The sequence below is a fragment of the Streptomyces sp. SID14515 genome (assembly GCF_010548505.1).
Taxonomy (GTDB): domain Bacteria; phylum Actinomycetota; class Actinomycetes; order Streptomycetales; family Streptomycetaceae; genus Streptomyces; species Streptomyces caviscabies.
On record NZ_JAAGMH010000148.1, the window covers coordinates 19,998 to 37,196 of the forward strand.

Genomic DNA, 17,199 nt, shown 5'->3' on the forward strand with positions numbered 1-17,199 from the left:
GCGGGGGGTAGCTGGGAGAATGGTCCGTACCCCATCGGGAAACGACAGACGAGAGAAGGACGTGCCGACCGTGGCCGAGAGTCAGACCAGCACCGAGACCGACTGGGTCTCCCGCTTCGCGGACGATGTCATCGCCGAATCGGAGCGTCGTGCGCCTGGCAAACCGGTCGTCGTCGCCTCCGGGCTCTCCCCGTCCGGCCCGATCCACCTCGGCAACCTGCGCGAGGTCATGACCCCGCACCTGGTCGCCGACGAGGTCCGCCGGCGCGGATACACCGTGCGCCACCTGATCTCCTGGGACGACTACGACCGCTACCGCAAGGTGCCGAACGGCGTCCCGGGCGTGGACGAGTCCTGGGCCGAGCACATCGGCAAGCCGCTGACCTCGGTGCCCGCCCCGGCCGGCTCCTCGTACCCGAACTGGGCCGAGCACTTCAAGGCCGCCATGACGGCGGCCCTGGACGAGCTGGGCGTCGAGTACGACGGAATCAGCCAGACGGAGCAGTACACCGCCGGGGCCTATCGCGAGCAGATCCTGCACGCGATGAAGCACCGCGCCGACATCGACGCCGTCCTGGACCGCTACCGCACCAAGAAGGACCCGGCGGCCCAGGGCAAGGGCGGCGGCAAGAAGCCGCAGCAGCAGAAGAAGGTCGACGAGGCCGAGCTGGAGGCCGCCGAGGGCTCCGGCGCGGCCGACGAGGACGACGGCAGCGGCAACAGCGCCGGCTACTTCCCGTACAAGCCCTACTGCGGCAACTGCGAGAAGGACCTCACCGTCGTCACCTCCTACGACGACGACACCACCGAGCTGAACTACACCTGCTCGGCGTGCGGCTTCGCCGAGACGGTCCGGCTCAGCGAGTTCAATCGCGGCAAGCTGGTGTGGAAGGTCGACTGGCCGATGCGCTGGGCCTACGAGGGCGTGATCTTCGAGCCCAGCGGCGTCGACCACTCCTCGCCCGGCTCCTCCTTCGTCGTCGGCGGCCAGATCGTCCGCGAGGTCTTCGACGGTGTGCAGCCCATCGGGCCCATGTACGCCTTCGTCGGCATCTCCGGCATGGCCAAGATGTCCTCCAGCAAGGGCGGGGTGCCCACCCCGGCCGACGCGCTGAAGATCATGGAAGCGCCGCTGCTGCGCTGGCTCTACGCCCGCCGCAAGCCCAACCAGTCGTTCAAGATCGCCTTCGACCAGGAGATCCAGCGGCTGTACGACGAGTGGGACTCGCTGGGCCGCAAGGTCGCCGACGGCACGGTGCTGCCCGCCGACGCCGCCGCCTACTCCCGCGCCGTCCGCACGGCGGCCGGGGAGCTTCCGAGCACCCCGCACCCGCTGCCGTACCGGACGCTCGCCTCGGTCGCCGACATCACCGCCGGAGCCGAGGACCAGACGCTGCGCATCCTCAGCGAGCTGGACCCGGACAACCCGCTGACCTCGCTGGACGAGGCGCGCCCGCGCCTGGACCGCGCCGAGAACTGGATCACCACCCAGGTCCCGGCCGAGGCCCGCACCATCGTCCGGGACGAGCCCGACAAGGAGCTTCTGGGCTCGCTCGACGACCAGGGCCGCGAGTCGCTGCGCCTCCTCCTGGAGGGCCTGGACACGCACTGGTCGCTGGACGGCCTCACCACGCTCGTCTACGGCGTGCCGAAGGTGCTGGCGGGCCTGGAGCCGGACGCCAAGCCGACGCCCGAGCTGAAGGCCGCCCAGCGGTCCTTCTTCGCCCTGCTCTACCGGCTGCTCGTCAGCCGCGACACGGGCCCGCGCCTGCCCACGCTGCTGCTCGCGGTGGGGGCGGACCGGGTGCGCAGGCTGCTGGGCGCGTAACACCCTGACACGGCGGAGGGCCGCCGCCCGGGAATCACTCCCGGGCGGCGGCCCTCCGCCGTGCCGGGCGGCCGTGGCCGTACGTCAGGCGGTCTGGTCGGCCGTCGACCGCGCCGGGACGTAGGCCTGCTTGAACTCCGGCCACAGGCGCTGGAGCAGTTCACGCGAGTGCGGGTGGCGGACGTTGCGGGTGTCGGCGAGGTGGATGTCCAGAACCTCCGCGCTCGGGTGATGGCCCTGCTCGTCCGTGTACGCGCTGAACACCTCGAAGGCCATGTCGGCGAACTCGGTGTCCTCCTGGGGCCACTCCTCCAACTGCGGCGCGTCCTCGGGGGCGAGGACCTCGGCGTCGGGCCGCGGCAGAGGCTGCTCGGCCTGGGGCTGCCCGGGGCGGGGCTGCTCGGCCTGGGGCCGGTCCTCGGGGGACGGCTCCTCGTGGCGGGGGTGCGGGACCGCGCCGATGGTGCCGACGTCACCCAGCGGGCGGGTGCGGCCGGGGCCCGCGGGGATCTGGACCGGGGTGGGTTCGAGCCCCTCGACGTACTGCGGGTCGTACGCGCTCTCGTGGACGTTGTCCGGCAGCTTCTGGGCGGCGAACCAGGGGCTGTCGTGGGTGGGCGGGCCGGCCGGAACCTGCTTCTGGAGCGCGGCGGGGTGGGGCTGTTGCTGCCGGGGGTGGGGCTGGGCCTGCTCCTGCCGGGGGCCGTGCCCCTGGTGGTCCTGGTGGTCCTGGTGCGGTTCGTACGCCAGCTCGGCCTTCGGGCGGTCGGCCTCGGCGGGCACCGGTGGCAGCAGGGCCGGTTCGATGCCGGCGGCGGCGAGTCCGGCCGGGGCGGTCTCGGCGAGCGGTACGCCGTACTTCGCCAGCCGCAGCGGCATCATCGACTCGACCGGGGCCTTGCGCCGCCAGTTGCGGCCGAACCGGGCCTGGAGGCGGGCCTGGTAGATCAGCCGGTCCTGTTCGAGCTTGATGACCTGCTCGTAGCTGCGCAGCTCCCACAGCTTCATCCGCCGCCACAGCTTGAACGTGGGGATCGGCGAGAGCAGCCAGCGCGTGAGGCGGACGCCCTCCATGTGCTTGTCGGCCGTGATGTCCGCGATCCGGCCCACCGCGTGCCGGGCGGCCTCGACGGAGACGACGAACAGCACCGGGATCACCGCGTGCATCGCGGTGCCCAGCGGGTCGGGCCAGGAGGCGGCGCCGTTGAACGCGATCGTCGCGGCGGTCAGCAGCCACGCCGTCTGCCGCAGCAGCGGGAACGGGATCCGCATCCAGGTGAGCAGGAGGTCCAGGGCGAGCAGGACGCAGATGCCCGCGTCGATGCCGATGGGGAAGACCAGGGAGAACTCTCCGAAGCCCTTGGCCTCGGCCAGCTCGCGCACGGCCGCGTAGGAGCCCGCGAAACCGATCGCGGCGATGATCACCGCACCCGCGACGACGACCCCGATGAGTATGCGGTGCGTGCGTGTCAGCTGCATCGCGGCCACCTGCGATCCCCTCCCCGACCTCTGTGCCCGGACCCGACCTGTGCGCCCGGCCCTGTTTTTCGGCCAGGCTTCAGACGCCCGGCGATGGCACAGCCTGGCACATGCGTGCGAGTTTCGTTACGCGGGGAGGAGTTGTGGGGTTGTTCGCGGGGCTGTTCGCGGGTCCGGTGGGGGCTTCGGCGGCGGTTTCGGCAGAGGCTTCAGCGGGTGCTTCAGCGGGTGCTTCAGCGGTGGCGGCGAGGGGCGCCGCCACCGCCGAAGGGTCACTCGCAGCCGCGCTGCCAGTTCCAGCCGATGAACGTGTTCTTCAGGTCGACCTCGAACTCACAGGACGCGGTCCCGTCGGCCTTGAGGGCCACGGTGGAGCGGTGCGTGTTGGCGTACACGTTGCCCGTCGGGTCGAAGATCCCCTTGTACGTGAACGAGGCGTCGGCCACGTTGGTGGAGACCGCGCAGTTCGCGACGCAGTCGGCGGACTTGCCCGAGGACTTCAGCGACCAGCCCGCGTTCCACGGCTCACGGTTCCACTGCTGGGTCGCGTCGGTGGACGAGGCGGTGACCACCGTGCCGTCGGAGCTCCAGTCGGACGTCGTGTAGAGCCCCGTCATCCGGATGTTGCAGCAGTCGTACATCTCGGACCAGCTCCGGACCTGGCGGTCGCCCTGGGCGGCGGCCCGGGCCGTCCGCGCGTTCGCGGCCGGACCGGCCTTCGCCACCAGCCGTGCGGGGCCGAGGACCGGCTTGCAGTCGGGGCCGATGGAGACGTTCTGCCGTACGGCCATGCCCTCGGGCGGTACGGGCAGGGCGCCGGACAGCTTCACGTCCGCGCACGCGCGGGCGTCGCCCGATGCCGCCGCCCGCGGCTCGGCCGGAGCCGCGGTGGCGGCGGTGGCGGTGAGCGCGAACAGGCCGGTCGTGAGCGCTGCGGCGAGTGCGATTCGATTGCGCAATTCCCTTGCCTTTCCTCGGGGTTCGCCGTGGAGCGTAACGGCGTTCTCGGCGCTCGGAACGGAACCGGGAGAGGGTTGGCATGAAGGTGACAGGCACATGCCGCCGGGGTTTGCCCGAACGCGCGAAACCCGGCCCTCGGGGAGGGCCGGGTTCCGGAAAAGCCGTGCTGGGAGGGGGTGTTCGCGTCAGCTCGACTTCGGCTTCGACGTGGCCTTGCCCTTGGCCGCGTCCTTCTTGCCGTCCTTCCCGCTGTCCTTCTTGTCGCCCTTGGCGTCGTCCTCGGCGTCGCCCTTCGCCGGCGGGGTGGTCTTGGCGTCGGCGGAGTCGGCGACCGCGGCGACCGCTTCCTTCGCGGCCTTCTGGGCGCCCTTGACGATGTCCGCCGAGGAGGGGGTCTTCGCGCCCGCGTAGCCCGCGCCGTTGTACGTCAGGGTGACGACGACATTGCCCGTGCGCGCCACGACGGTGGCGTACGCGAAGTCCTCGTCCGTCTTGCTGAGGCCGTAGGTGACGAGGGTGGCCTCCTCGCCGATGCCGGCGGTGGGCTCAGCGGCGATCTTCTCGGCGCCCTCGGTGGCCTTCGTCTTGGCGATCTGCTTCGCGTAGTCGTCGGTGGCGCGCTTGGCGCCGCTGCCCAGCGACTGGTCCGAGTCGAACCGGGTGAAGCCGACGTCCAGCCAGCGGTACTGCGAGCCCTTGACGCCCTTGTCGTCCAGGCCGTTCCAGGAGCAGCTGCTCCTGGCCGACAGGTCGTTGGACCGGCCCGCCGTGCCGTTCTTCTTCTTGGCCGAGGGCACCAGGTCCTCGATCGTCTTCTTGGCGATCGAGCCGCACGGGTCGGGCAGATCGGCGAACTTCGCCGGCTCGACGGTGGGCTCCGAGGGCTTGGCGCTGGGGGAGCCGGACGACGAGGAGCCCGCGTTCTTCTTGCCGCCGGAGTCGGAGTCCGACGAGCAGCCGACGGCTACGAGCATCACCGGTACGGCGGCGCAGGCGAGGATGCGGGACAGGCGCGGGGCTGATCGGTGCATGGTTCCTTCACTCGGATGGCACGGAGCTCTCGGTGCTGGAGGTCTCGGTTCGTGCGGTGTACGGGCGGGCTCGGTCGCGGGTCGGTACGTCTTCCGGACAGCCACGGTACGACGGGCGGCGGCCGGCCCGTGCCGCCGCCGAGAGCCCCCCGGGGCCGGAATCCGGCCGGTCGGGGGCCCGTCGGACGGGGTCTATTCGCTGAGTGTCTCGGCCAGCTTCCGGGCCAGTGCCTGGGCCTTCTCCTGGAGTTCCGCGCCGTCGGGCTCCTGGGTGACGAGGGCCGGCTGCTCGGCGTACCGGACGGTCACGACCACGTTCGATGTGCGGAATACCACGCTCACCGTGTGGTTCTGTGCGGTGGAACCTGACCGTTTGGGCAGATCATGCAGAAATGCGGCATCTCCGAGGTTGTCGAGGATGCGCGAGGGCAGGACGTCCTCCGGGCTGCCGCTGCTGCTTGCGCTGCCGCCTCCGCCGGGGGTCTTGGAGGGCGAGGCGGTGGACGAGGGGTCCGACGAGGCCGTGGCGTCGCCCGCCGCGCCCTCGGCCCCGCCTTCGCCCTCGCCGGAGCCCTTGCCCTGCCCCTTCTCCTTGCCCTTGTCCTTGCCCTTGTCCTTCTCGTCCGGGGTTCCGGAGTTCTTCTCCGCGTCCGGCCCGGGGGTCGTCGAGGACGACAGCCCCGCGGCCTTCTCCTTCTTCGCGTACACCGTGTCGGCCCGGTCGTCGTCGCTGATCGCCGGGTCGTAGGAGACGACGCGCTCGAAGTCGATGGACAGGCTTCGCGTGGCGTCCGGCGCGTCGGACTTCCAGCCGCAGCCGACCTTGCGGTCGGTGTCGTACGTGACGGACGCCGTGCCCCGGAACACCTTCTCCTGCTGGTCCCCGGGCAGCTCCGCGGCGCCGGGCAGCAGGTCCTTCAGCGTGGAGCGCGGCACGGCACGGCAGGGGGCGGGCAGGGTCAGGTACTTGCCGGGAGGAGCGGGGGTGACGGTCGGGCTGCCCGCCTTGCTGTCGGCGCCGCTCGCGTTGCTGTCGGCGTCGGCGCTGCAGCCGACGACGAGCGCTGCGAGAAGCGCGACGCCGGGTACGTACGCCATGTGTCGCACCGTCCCAGGCTCCCTTCGGTACGGAAAACGGGTTGCCGCTCGAAGGCGGCCGATGGACACAATGTGTATCGCACGCGCCGCTGTGAATGCCGGTCGGCCGACAGGTTTGCCGATCTTGGCACCGGTTTTGCGCTTTCAGTCTTTTCGGGGGAATCGAGGAGTTATGTCGTACGTAGAGGTACCGGGGGCGAAGGTTCCCATCCGGATGTGGGCGGACCCCGCGTCGGTCGAGGACGTCGCGATGCAGCAGCTGCGCAACGTCTCCACGCTGCCGTGGATCAAGGGTCTCGCGGTCATGCCGGACGTCCACTTCGGCAAGGGGGCGACGGTCGGTTCGGTGATCGCGATGCAGGGCGCGGTGTGCCCGGCCGCGGTCGGGGTGGACATCGGCTGCGGGATGTCCGCCGTCAAGACGTCCCTCACCGCGAACGATCTTCCCGGTGACCTGTCACGGCTCCGCTCCAAGATCGAGCAGGCGATTCCGGTCGGCCGGGGCATGCACGACGACGTGGTGGACCCGGGGAAGCTGCACGGGTTCCCGACGGCGGGATGGGACGACTTCTGGGGGCGGTTCGGGGGGATCGCCGACGCGGTCAAGTTCCGTCAGGAACGTGCCACGAAGCAGATGGGAACGCTCGGATCGGGTAATCATTTTATCGAGTTCTGTCTCGATGAGACCGGTTCTGTCTGGTTGATGCTGCATTCCGGTTCGCGGAACATCGGCAAGGAGCTGGCCGACTTCCACATCGGCCAGGCGCAGAAGCTGCCGCACAACCAGGGGCTGATCGACCGCGACCTGGCGGTGTTCGTCGCGGACACCCCGCAGATGGCCGCGTACCGCAACGACCTCTTCTGGGCGCAGGAGTACGCGAAGTTCAACCGGGCGATCATGATGGGGCTCTTCCAGGACGTGGTCCGCAAGGAGTTCAAGAAGGCCCGGGTGACCTTCGACCCGGTCATCTCCTGCCACCACAACTACGTGGCGGAGGAGCGGTACGAGGGCATGGACCTGCTGGTCACCCGCAAGGGCGCGATCCGGGCGGGGTCCGGCGACCACGGGATCATCCCGGGGTCCATGGGCACCGGCTCGTACATCGTGAAGGGCCTCGGCAACGAGAAGTCGTTCAACTCGGCGTCGCACGGCGCGGGCCGCCGGATGAGCCGGAACGCGGCGAAGAAGCGCTTCTCGACCAAGGACCTGGAGGAGCAGACGCAGGGCGTGGAGTGCCGTAAGGACTCCGGTGTCGTGGACGAGATCCCGGGCGCGTACAAGCCGATCGAGCAGGTCATCGATCAGCAGCGGGATCTGGTCGCGGTCGTCGCGAAGCTCAAGCAGGTCATCTGCGTGAAGGGCTGAGGCCCGGCCCGTACCCCCTACGCCCCGCCCGCCAGGTCCGCCTCCGTCAGGGACGCGACCAGGACCGTGCGCGGGCCCGGTTGGATGCCGGGTACCGACGGGACGGCGAGCAGGCGGCACCCCGCGGCCAGCGCGGCGGCCGCGCCCGTGGGGGTGTCCTCGACGGCCAGGCAGTCCCGCGGGGCCACGCCGAGCGCGGCGGCGGCGGCCAGGTACGGGTCGGGGTGCGGCTTTCCGCGTGCCGTCTCGCCCGAGGCGACCGAGGTGTCGAAGCGGTGCCGGCCCAGCGTTTCGAGCACCAGGTCGGCCACGTGCCGCTCGGACGCGGTGACCAGGGCCGTCGGTACGCCGAGCGCGCGTGCCCGGTCCAGGAGGCGGAGGGCGCCCGGCTGGACGGTCACCCCGGCCGCCACCTGTGCCGTGAACTCCCGGTCCAGCCGGGCCGCCGTCTCCGCCGTCGACAAGGTGGTGCGGCCGTCGCGCACGAGCCGGTCCGCCGCGTCGGCCACCGCCGCGCCCGCGTACGGGGCGAGGGCGCCGGCGTCGGCCGGGGAGCCCTGCGCCCGCAGGAACCCGGCGACGGTGTCCAGCCAGGCGTGCTCGGTGTCGACGAGGGTGCCGTCCATGTCGCACAGCAGGGCGGCGGGGCGGGGGAGCGGGGGCATACGGGGCTCGCTGTTCCTGGGGGTGGGCTGCGCCGGGGTGGACCGCCGGCGGAAGGGCGGTGAGGGGGGTGTTCGGCCGGACAGGGGATGTCCGGTAGGCCGAGGGGCGTCCTGCCGGCCGGGGGCGGGGCGGACCGGCGGCGGGTCAGTCGGCGGCGGTGCGGACCAGGGGGTTGGCCTGCACCGAGTTGCGGACGGTGAAGACGACCGAGCCGGGCCGGTAGCGGTCCTCCGAGGTCTCCACGGGGCGGCCCTCGGAGGTGGTCGTGGTGCGGCGCACCCGCAGCAGCGGGGAGCCGCGCCGGACGCCCAGCTCGCGGGCGTCCGTGGTGCCCGCGGCGACCGCGTCCAGGTGGTGCTCGCCGTTGCTCATGACGATGCCGGCCTCCTCGTACAGGCTCCGGGTGACCGACTCGCAGTCGTCCGGCAGCCGTTCGACGGCGGCCGCCGCCCAGCCGGCGTACACCGTGCGCTCCAGGAGGGCCGGTTCGCCGTCCAGGGTGCGTACCCGCAGGATGTGCAGGACCGGGTCGCCGGGGGCGAGTTGGAGCAGGGCGGCCTGGGCCTCGGTGGCCTTTCCGCGGCGTGAGCGGAGCACCAGGCCGCCGGGGGCGCGGTCGCCGGCCCTGGCCCACTCGGCGAAGCTGCGCAGCTCGGTGAAGCTCTGGCTGGGCGTGGTGGACAGGACGGTCCGGCGGGCGCCCTGCCGGGAGCCGATCAGGCCCTCCGACTGGAGCGTGCCGAAGGCCTGGCGGAGGGTGCCCCGGGACACGCCGTGGGACAGGGCGAGTTCGGACTCGGACGGCAGCTCGGAGCCCACGGGGTGGATGCCTTCGGCGATGGCGCGGCGCAGCTCCTCGGCGATCTGCTGGTGCCGTCGGGTCACGTCTCTCCTTGGAGCTTCCGGGGGTGCGCCGGACGCGCGGTGCGGTCCGGGTGAGCAGGGACGATCATGTCATCCGCACGGGGTGCGTCGCATCTTGGAACTGCGCGCAATCGGTGTTCCGCCGAGGTGTGGACCCGAAGTGCGAACCCTGCGTCTAACCGGTTTCGGAGAAGGTAAACCTACGTCTTGATAACGCTTCTGACCTGCACTTTTTACCTCCATAAAGCTTTACCCGCCGCTCACTTGGCTGCTAGCTTCACCTGGCTTACTGACGATGGCTTGTCCATACAGGTGGCTCGCCGCAGACCCAGGAGTACGCATCGTGAAGGCACACCATCCCCGCCGCGTCCTGACCGCCGCGGCCCTCGCCGGCCTCACCGCCCTGGTGGCCACCGGCTGTGGCTCCGCACCCGACGGCGAGGGTGCGAAGAACAGCAAGGCCGCGAAGGCGGAGTCGGCCGCGGCGCTCGGCGGTATGGAGAAGCTCGTCGCGGCGGCGGAGAAGGAGGGCAAGCTCAACGTCTACGCCCTCGCGCCGGACTGGGCCAACTACGGCGAGATGATCGCGGCCTTCGAGAAGAAGTACGCCATCGAGGTCAACAACGAGGACCCGGGCGGCAGCAGCCAGGGCGCGCTGAACGCCGCGGCCAAGCGCAAGGGCCAGGACCGGGCCGTCGACGCGCTGGACCTCGGCACCTCGTACATGCAGGACGCCAAGAAGCAGGGCCTGCTCGCGCCGTACAAGGTCGCGGGCTGGAAGGGCATCCCGGACGCGCAGAAGCAGCCGGACGCCTCCTTCATGAACAACTACGGCGGCTTCATCTCCATCGGCTGCGACGCCAAGGCCGTGAAGAACTGCCCCGAGACGTTCAAGGACCTCCTCAAGCCCGAATACCGCAACAAGGTCGCGCTCAACGGCGACCCGACCGAGTCCAGCTCCGCGCTGGCCGCGGTCGTCGCCGCGTCGCTGGCCAACGGCGGCTCCCTGGACGACGCGCAGCCCGGTCTCGACTTCTTCCAGCAGCTGAAGAAGAAGGGCAACTTCGTGCCCGCGAAGTCCACGCTCGCCACCATCCAGCAGGGCGAGACGCCGATCTCGATCGACTGGGACTACCTCAACCTGGGTTACGGCCAGAAGCTGGCGGCCAAGGGCGTCGACTGGCAGGTCGCGGTGCCCTCCGACGGCCTGTACTCGCGCTACTACAACCAGGGCGTCAACAAGTACGCCCCGCACCCGGCCGCCGCCCGCCTGTGGCTGGAGTTCATCTACAGCCCCGAGGGCCAGAACATCTGGCTCAAGGGCTTCTCCCGCCCGGCGCTCCTGGACGCGATGAAGAAGGACGGCACCGCCGACAACGCCGCCCTGGCCAAGATTCCCGAGGTCCACGGAACTCCCAAGGAGCCGACCGTGGACCAGGAGGCCAAGGCCAAGGAGACGGTCGTGCAGGGCTGGGGCAAGGCGGTCAGCTGAGCATGGCCGACAAGACCGCACCTCCCCCCGCGGGCAGCGGAGCCGCCGTCCTGGCGGCCTCCGCGCCCGCGGCGGGCCCGGCCGCCCCCGCCCGCCCCGCGCCTCCGGTACGGGACGGCGGAGCCCGCCGCCGTGGCGCGCGGCGGCACCGGTGGCCCGTCGTCGTTCCCTTCTTCGCGTTTCTCGCCGTGTGCTTCGGGCTGCCCGCCGGGACCATGGTGTACGGGGCGTTCACCGTCGTCGACCCGGCGAGCGGCGAGGGCCGCTTCTCCACGGAGAACGTCAGCGGATCTCTGTCGGGGGCGTACGCGACCGGGCTCACCGGCAGCGTCGAGCTCTCGCTCATGACCGCACTGCTGGCAACCGTGATCGGCACCCTGATCGCGCAGGCCGTCGTCAGTTCCCCGCGGCCCGCACTGCGCGGCGTCGTCGTCTCGGCCAGCGGGGTGCTCGCCAACTTCTCCGGCGCGCCGCTCGCCTTCGCCTTCATCGCGACGCTCGGCACCACCGGCACCGTCACCCAGCTCTTCCACCTGGACCGGACCGGCTTCAGCCTCTACAGCTTCACCGGCCTGGTGCTGGCCTACCTCTACTTCATGGTCCCGCTGATGGTGGTGACCGTCCTGCCCGCGCTCGACGGGCTGCGCTCCCAGTGGCAGGAGGCCGCCGCGTCCTGCGGGGCGACCCGCGGGCAGTACTGGCGGCACGTCGGCATCCCGGTGCTGACCCCGTCGCTGCTCGGCGGCGCGGTGCTGATGTTCGGCACGGCGTTCGCCTCGCACGCCACCGCCGCGGTGATGGTCGGCTCCTCGCAGCCGCTGATCACCATCCAGATCGCCAACGCCCTCAACGGCAATGTCCTGGTGGGCCAGGAGAACCTCGCCCTCGCCATGAGCCTCAACATGGTCGTGATCGCGCTGCTCGTGATGGCCGTACAGATACCGCTGCAGCGCAGGAGCACCCGATGGCTCGGATGAAGTTGACCTCGCGGGGCGTCGTCCTGCCGCTCGCCGCGCTGTATTTCCTGGTCCCCATCGGCGCCTCGATCTGGTTCAGCGTCAACGAGGTCGAGGGCATCAGCTTCGACGCGTACACGCAGGGTCTCGGCACCGAGGGGCTGACCACCAGCCTGATGCTGTCGGTACGCCTGGGCCTGGCCACCATCGTCTGCGGACTGCTGCTGATGGTGCCGACCCTGGTCGCGATCTCGCTCTATCTGCCGAGGCTGCGCCGGATCGTCGAGATCCTCTGCATGATGCCGCTGGTCGTCCCGCCGATCGCGCTGGTCGCGGGCGTCACCACGGTGCTGTCCTGGGAACAGGACCTGGCCGACACGCCCCTGTACATGACTTTCCAGATCCTGCGGGACGAGGACTTCCCGCTGATCCTCGTGCTCGTCTACACGGTCATGTCCCTGCCGTTCCTGTACCGCTCGCTGGACGCCGGGCTGCGCGCCGTCGACCTGCGCACCCTCGTCGAGGCCGCCCGCAGCCTGGGCGCGTCCCGCCTGCAGACCCTGTGGCAGGTCGTCGTGCCGAACCTGCGGACCGCCGTGGTGGGCGGCGCCGTGCTCAGCCTGGCCATGGTGCTCGGCGAGTACACCGTCGCCTCCGTGCTCTCCTACCGCCCGTTCTCCGTGTGGATGGTGGAGATCAAGGACTCCGAGGCCCAGCTGTCGGTGGCGGCCGCGATGCTCAGCCTGCTGATCACCTGGGGGCTGCTGCTCCTGCTCACCACCCTGGCCGGTGGCCGTAGCCGCCGTCGTACGCGCCCGGGCTCCGTCCGCGAGAACCGCGAGAACCGAAAGAAGACCGTGTCATGACCGTCCCCGTGCAACTCAAGCAACTGCGCCGGAAGTTCGGCTCCACGGTCGCGCTCGACGGACTCGACCTGGACATCGCCCCCGGCGAGATGGTCGCCCTGCTGGGCCCGTCCGGCTGCGGCAAGACCACCGCGCTGCGCATCATCGCGGGCTTCGAGAGCGCCGACGGCGGCGAGCTGCTGATGGACGGCCAGGACGTCACCTCGGTCCCGGCCCACCGCCGTGACATCGGCATGGTCTTCCAGTCGTACAGCCTTTTCCCGAACATGACGGCCGCCGAGAACATCGCGTACGGCCTGCGGGTCCGCGGCCGGGCGAACGCCGAGCGCAAGCAGCGGGCCCTGGAGCTGCTGGACCTGGTCGGCCTGCCCGGCCGCGAGGGCCACTACCCGCACCAGCTGTCCGGCGGCCAGCAGCAGCGCGTGGCGCTCGCCCGCGCGCTGGCCATCTCGCCCAAGGTGCTCCTCCTCGACGAGCCGCTGTCCGCGCTCGACGCCAAGGTGCGGCTCAATCTGCGCGAGGAGATCCGGCGCATCCAGCTGGACCTCGGCATCACCACCGTCTTCGTCACCCATGACCAGGAGGAGGCGCTGTCCATGGCGGACCGCGTCGCCGTGATGAAGGACGGCCGGCTCGAACAGTGCGCCGCGCCCGGTGAGTTGTACGACCGTCCGGCCACGCCGTTCGTCGCCGAGTTCGTCGGCACCATGAACCGGCTGCCGGGCACCGTCCGGGACGGCGGGGTCGTCGAGCTGTTCGGGCGGCGGCTGCCCATCCACGGCGCGACCCCCGCCGCCGGCACCGAGGTCGACGTCCTGCTGCGCCCCGAGGGGCTGGCGGTCGGCGCCGCCGACGACGCGGCGGGCACCCCCGCGACCGTACGGGTGGCGACCTTCCTCGGCCCCACCACCCGGCTGCACCTCACCACCGACTCCGGCGTCGGGTGCAAGGCCGACCTGCCCAGCTGGGAGGCGACCGCGCTGGCGCCGGGAGCACGCTGCACGATCACCCCGCACGAGAACCCCGTGCTCGTCGCCGAGCGCGCCGTCGCCCTGTCCCCGAAGGTGTAAGTGAAGGAGTGAGCAACCAGTGAGTGCCAAGCGCCGTGTATTCCTGTCCGCCACCGGAGCGGCCGTCGCCCTCGCCGCGACCGCGGCCGTGGCGGTCGCCGGTCCGGCGGCCGAGCCCGACGAGGCCCGGAAGCCCGGCAGGCCGGCCGCCGCGAGCGAGCTGCGCGTCATGACCCTGAATCTGTGGCACGGCGGAGCCAAGGTCGACGACGGTCTGGCCAAGCAGGTCGCCGTCATCAAGAAGCACCGGCCCGACGTGGTCGGACTCCAGGAGACCTCCGGGCACTCCGCGAAGGAGCTCGCGGAGGAGCTGGGCTGGGACCACTGGCAGTCCGATGCCGACCTGGGCATCATCAGCCGCTTCCCGTTCAGCTCGGAGGTCGAGACCAGCGAGGCGGCGGCGGGCGTCCGCATCCGGATCGACGAGGCCACCGGCCAGGAGGTCGAACTCTGGACGGCGCACCTCGGCTACGACCCGTACGGCCCGTACGACGCCTGCTTCGACGAGATGCCGGTCGAGGAGATCTTCCTGCGGGAGGCGCAGTCCGGCCGCACCCCGCAGGCCGAGGCCATCGCCAAGGACCTCGCGCCGAAGATCGCCGCGGCGGACGAGACGCCGGTGCTGCTCGTCGGCGACTTCAACACGCCCTCGCACTTGGACTGGACCGAGGCGACCAAGGACAGCCACTGCGGTTACGGACAGGTCGACTGGCCCGTCACCAAGATCTTCGAGGGCGCCGGTCTGAAGGACTCCTTCCGGGAGGCCAACCCGGACCCGGCGGCGGTTCCCGGCAACACCTGGTCGCCGGTCTACCCCAAGCACGAGGGCTCCACGGGGGTCGACGAGCCGCAGGACCGGATCGACTTCATCGACTACGCGGGCGACAAGCTGACCGTGAAGGACTCGGTGTCCTTCGTCGACGGCGACCCGAAGCCGGTCCCGGACCAGGCGGGCAACGCGTGGCCCACGGACCACGCGGCGGTCCTGACGACGTTCACGGTGGGCTGAGGCCCAGGCGCGGCCGACGGGGCCCGGGACCGGTACGCCGGGTCCCGGGCCCTTCGCTCACCGGCTCACAGGGTGCGGTGGACCTTCGTGTTGGAGGCCTGGGCGCGCGGGCGGACCACCAGGAGGTCGATGTTGACGTGGCTGGGGCGGGTGACGGCCCAGCCGATCGTGTCGGCCACGTCCTCGGCGGTCAGCGGGGCGTCGACGCCCGCGTAGACCTTGGCGGCCTTCTCGGTGTCGCCGCGGAAGCGGGTGGTGGCGAACTCCTCGGTCCTGACCATGCCGGGGGCCACCTCGATGACGCGGACCGGGGTGCCGACGATCTCCAGGCGCAGGGTCTCGGCCAGGACGTGTTCGCCGTGCTTGGCCGCGACGTAACCGCCGCCGCCCTCGTACGAGGACAGCGCCGCGGTCGAGGAGAGGATCACGATCGTGCCGTCGCCGCTCGCGGTGAGGGCGGGCAGCAGGGCCTGGGTGACGTTGAGGGTGCCGATGACGTTGGTCTCGTACATCTGGCGCCAGTCGGCGGGGTCGCCGGTCGCGACCGGGTCGGCCCCGAGCGCCCCGCCCGCGTTGTTGACGAGGACGGCGAGGGAGCGGAACGCGGTGGCGAACTCGTCGACCGCCGCACGGTCGGTGACGTCCAGCGCGTAGGCCGTCGCCTGGAGACCGGCCTCGGTGAGCTCGGCGGCGAGCGCCTCGATGCGGTCCTTGCGGCGGGCGGTCAGCACGACCCGGAAGCCGGCGGCGGCCAGCGTACGGGCGGTCGCGGCGCCGATGCCGCTGCTCGCGCCGGTGATGACGGCGATGGGGGTGGCGGCCATGGCGATCTCCTCGGACAGCTGATCGGGTACGGGGAAAGGATAGGCAGGCGTCGCGGTGCGCCCCGTGCGCGGGCGGCCGGCCGGTGGTCCTGCGCGCGGGGCGGTGGTGGGCTGTGCGGGTGGGGGAGAGCGCGTCAGGGCGGTACGTTCATCGGACTAATCGGTGGGATCGGTATGTTCCCGGCATGCTGATCCTGAGCCGAAGACTGTTGATGCCGCTGTCCGTCGTCGTCGCCGTGGCCGCGGCGACGACCGTGCCGGCCGCGACGGCGGTGCCGGTGCCGGTGCCGGTGCCGGTACCGCGGTCGGTGCCGGCGGCGGATATCGACCCCGTCACCTTCGCCGCCGAGCCCGTCACTGCCGGTGCCCCCGTAGCCCCTGCCGCCGCTCCTGCCGCTCCTGCCACGCCTGCCGCTGCCGCCGCGTCCGAGGCGGACATCGCCCATCACGGGCACATCGCCTTCTGGAACGACCTGCTGGAGATCCGGCTCCGGACCGCGAACCGGGGGCCCGCCGACGTGTCCGCCTCGACGGTGCGACTGCGGTTCTCCGAGCCGCTGGCCGTACGGCAGCAGCTTCCGCAGGGCTGCCTGTGGGGCGGCAGGGCTGCGGTGCTGTGCGAGACGGGCGCGCTGGCCAAGGGCGGGCAGACCCGGCGGACCGCGCTGGACCTGCGGCTCGCCGGCCGCCCGGCCGAGGTGGTCGTGCGGGTCGACACGGTGTGGGGCGGCGGGGCGCGCGACGCGGACTCCAGGAACGACGCGCACACGGTGCTGGCGCCTTCGACGGGTGACCCGTACGCCTTCTGAGGTCCTCCGAGCGGCGGGCCTTCGCCGTTACGCCGTTACGCCGCCGTGCCGTTACGCCACCGCGCCCCCGAATTCGCGGACCGCCTCGGACACGATCGTCTCCAGGTGGCCGTGATGGGCGCCGCGCCAGTACACCCGGTCGCACTCCGTGCACTGGGCGAACGCGTCGTACGCCTGCTGCGTGCCGTGCTCCAGCAGTGCGCTCACGGAGTCCTTGGCTGCTCCGGCCAGGGTGCCGTTGCACGCGGTGCAGCGGGTCCACGGGTCCAGGACCGGAGCGAAGCGGCCGAGGACGTCGCGGAGTTGCTCCTTGGGACGGTCGCTGTAGACGTACGCGCCCGCCCAGATCTCGCGGCGGCGCAGCAGCCCGCGGTCCCGGGAGAGCAGGACGCGCCGCTCTCGTGCCGAGAGGGTGGCCAGGGCGGGGTCGCCGATGTCCTCGCTCTCGTACGCCGCGTCGACGCCCAGGAGCCGCAACCGGCGTGCCAGCGTGCCGAGATGGACGTCGAGGAGGAAGCGTAGCGGCGCGCCGGGCACCCGCTGCGGGCGCTCCACGGCACGCACCTCGACGTGCTCGCCGGGCCCGGGCACATGCGAGCGGGCCACCGGGCCGCCGTTCACCAGCAGCGTTCCGGCCTCGGTGAGCGGGACGCCGAGGGACTCGATGACATGGCCGAGGGTCGAGGAGCCGTCCGTGACGAGGGGCGTGGGCCCGCCACGGCGGTCGTGCGGGACGAAGAGCCGCAGCTCAGGGGCTACTTCGAGGGTGATCTCGGGTCCGTTCACCCGGTCAGGATGCCACCGGGGCGGGACGGGCGGCCAGGCATTTGGCAGGGGGCGGACGGGGAGCCGGGGGGCGTGCGGATGCGCGACCGAGCGCC

General features: G+C 71.5%; 16 protein-coding genes. 8 read left to right on the forward strand and 8 right to left on the reverse strand.

Going from position 1 to position 17,199, the window contains the following annotated elements:
• Positions 1–61 precede the first annotated feature (61 nt).
• Complete coding sequence (gene lysS / locus G3I54_RS37980) at positions 62–1,828, forward strand: lysine--tRNA ligase (RefSeq protein WP_164621868.1); 1,767 nt, start codon at positions 62–64, stop codon at positions 1,826–1,828.
• An 84-nt stretch (positions 1,829–1,912) separates the two neighbouring features.
• Here lysS and G3I54_RS37985 read toward each other — a convergent pair whose 3' ends face one another.
• The 4 genes from G3I54_RS37985 to G3I54_RS38000 all read right to left on the reverse strand — a co-directional run bounded on the left by G3I54_RS37985 (position 1,913) and on the right by G3I54_RS38000 (position 6,396).
• Positions 1,913–3,316, reverse strand: coding sequence for a DUF2637 domain-containing protein (locus G3I54_RS37985; protein ID WP_164621870.1), 1,404 nt, complete (start codon positions 3,314–3,316; stop codon positions 1,913–1,915).
• Between the two features lie 263 nt (positions 3,317–3,579).
• On the reverse strand, positions 3,580–4,266 hold the full coding sequence (locus G3I54_RS37990; RefSeq protein ID WP_164621871.1) for a hypothetical protein: 687 nt from the start codon (positions 4,264–4,266) through the stop codon (positions 3,580–3,582).
• Positions 4,267–4,452: 186 nt separating this feature from the next.
• Positions 4,453–5,298, reverse strand: coding sequence for a DUF3558 domain-containing protein (locus G3I54_RS37995; RefSeq protein WP_164621872.1), 846 nt, complete (start codon positions 5,296–5,298; stop codon positions 4,453–4,455).
• A 192-nt stretch (positions 5,299–5,490) separates the two neighbouring features.
• Positions 5,491–6,396, reverse strand: a complete 906-nt coding sequence (locus tag G3I54_RS38000; RefSeq protein WP_164621873.1) for a DUF3558 domain-containing protein — start codon at positions 6,394–6,396, stop codon at positions 5,491–5,493.
• A gap of 172 nt (positions 6,397–6,568) precedes the next feature.
• Between G3I54_RS38000 and G3I54_RS38005 the strand changes: the two genes are divergently transcribed.
• Entirely contained in the window at positions 6,569–7,762 is a 1,194-nt protein-coding gene (locus tag G3I54_RS38005; RefSeq protein ID WP_164621874.1) for an RtcB family protein, read from the forward strand.
• 17 nt (positions 7,763–7,779) lie between these two features.
• On the opposite strand, the gene G3I54_RS38010 is transcribed toward G3I54_RS38005, so the two are convergent.
• Together G3I54_RS38010 and G3I54_RS38015 are read right to left on the reverse strand one after the other, a co-directional pair.
• On the reverse strand, positions 7,780–8,427 hold the full coding sequence (locus G3I54_RS38010; RefSeq protein WP_164621875.1) for an HAD family phosphatase: 648 nt from the start codon (positions 8,425–8,427) through the stop codon (positions 7,780–7,782).
• 145 nt (positions 8,428–8,572) lie between these two features.
• Positions 8,573–9,313, reverse strand: a complete 741-nt coding sequence (locus G3I54_RS38015; protein ID WP_164621876.1) for a GntR family transcriptional regulator — start codon at positions 9,311–9,313, stop codon at positions 8,573–8,575.
• A 322-nt stretch (positions 9,314–9,635) separates the two neighbouring features.
• On the opposite strand from G3I54_RS38015, the gene G3I54_RS38020 reads away from it, so the two are divergent.
• Genes G3I54_RS38020 through G3I54_RS38040 form a run of 5 tightly spaced genes read left to right on the forward strand, consistent with a single transcriptional unit; the run spans position 9,636 to position 14,685 of the window.
• Positions 9,636–10,784 (forward strand): extracellular solute-binding protein, encoded by a 1,149-nt coding sequence (locus G3I54_RS38020; RefSeq protein ID WP_164621878.1) that lies wholly within the window; start codon positions 9,636–9,638, stop codon positions 10,782–10,784.
• A 2-nt stretch (positions 10,785–10,786) separates the two neighbouring features.
• Entirely contained in the window at positions 10,787–11,761 is a 975-nt protein-coding gene (locus G3I54_RS38025) for an ABC transporter permease subunit (RefSeq protein WP_164621880.1), read from the forward strand.
• Entirely contained in the window at positions 11,749–12,606 is an 858-nt protein-coding gene (locus tag G3I54_RS38030; RefSeq protein ID WP_164621882.1) for an ABC transporter permease subunit, read from the forward strand. Before G3I54_RS38025 ends, G3I54_RS38030 begins: the two co-directional genes overlap by 13 nt.
• Entirely contained in the window at positions 12,603–13,676 is a 1,074-nt protein-coding gene (locus G3I54_RS38035; protein ID WP_164621884.1) for an ABC transporter ATP-binding protein, read from the forward strand. Before G3I54_RS38030 ends, G3I54_RS38035 begins: the two co-directional genes overlap by 4 nt.
• Before the next feature lie 19 nt (positions 13,677–13,695).
• Positions 13,696–14,685, forward strand: a complete 990-nt coding sequence (locus G3I54_RS38040; protein ID WP_164621886.1) for an endonuclease/exonuclease/phosphatase family protein — start codon at positions 13,696–13,698, stop codon at positions 14,683–14,685.
• 65 nt (positions 14,686–14,750) lie between these two features.
• On the opposite strand, the gene G3I54_RS38045 is transcribed toward G3I54_RS38040, so the two are convergent.
• Positions 14,751–15,509 carry an SDR family oxidoreductase gene (locus G3I54_RS38045; RefSeq protein WP_030088106.1) on the reverse strand — a complete coding sequence of 253 codons (759 nt, stop codon included), beginning with the start codon at positions 15,507–15,509 and terminating at the stop codon, positions 14,751–14,753.
• 185 nt (positions 15,510–15,694) lie between these two features.
• Here G3I54_RS38045 and G3I54_RS38050 point away from each other — a divergent pair, with 185 nt between their 5' ends.
• Complete coding sequence (locus tag G3I54_RS38050; RefSeq protein ID WP_239144782.1) at positions 15,695–16,318, forward strand: hypothetical protein; 624 nt, start codon at positions 15,695–15,697, stop codon at positions 16,316–16,318.
• Between the two features lie 51 nt (positions 16,319–16,369).
• On the opposite strand, the gene G3I54_RS38055 is transcribed toward G3I54_RS38050, so the two are convergent.
• On the reverse strand, positions 16,370–17,104 hold the full coding sequence (locus G3I54_RS38055) for a Mut7-C RNAse domain-containing protein (RefSeq protein ID WP_164621888.1): 735 nt from the start codon (positions 17,102–17,104) through the stop codon (positions 16,370–16,372).
• Between the last annotated feature and the right edge of the window lie 95 nt (positions 17,105–17,199).

Coding starts and splice junctions, on each gene's coding strand:
- G3I54_RS38010 (WP_164621875.1), bottom strand. CDS start 8,427: ATGCCCCCGCTCCCCCGCCCCGCCGCCCTGCTGTGCGACATGGACGGC.
- G3I54_RS38030 (WP_164621882.1), top strand. CDS start 11,749: ATGGCTCGGATGAAGTTGACCTCGCGGGGCGTCGTCCTGCCGCTCGCC.
- G3I54_RS38045 (WP_030088106.1), bottom strand. CDS start 15,509: ATGGCCGCCACCCCCATCGCCGTCATCACCGGCGCGAGCAGCGGCATC.
- G3I54_RS38000 (WP_164621873.1), bottom strand. CDS start 6,396: ATGGCGTACGTACCCGGCGTCGCGCTTCTCGCAGCGCTCGTCGTCGGC.
- G3I54_RS37995 (WP_164621872.1), bottom strand. CDS start 5,298: ATGCACCGATCAGCCCCGCGCCTGTCCCGCATCCTCGCCTGCGCCGCC.
- G3I54_RS38025 (WP_164621880.1), top strand. CDS start 10,787: ATGGCCGACAAGACCGCACCTCCCCCCGCGGGCAGCGGAGCCGCCGTC.
- G3I54_RS38035 (WP_164621884.1), top strand. CDS start 12,603: ATGACCGTCCCCGTGCAACTCAAGCAACTGCGCCGGAAGTTCGGCTCC.
- G3I54_RS38005 (WP_164621874.1), top strand. CDS start 6,569: ATGTCGTACGTAGAGGTACCGGGGGCGAAGGTTCCCATCCGGATGTGG.
- G3I54_RS38050 (WP_239144782.1), top strand. CDS start 15,695: ATGCTGATCCTGAGCCGAAGACTGTTGATGCCGCTGTCCGTCGTCGTC.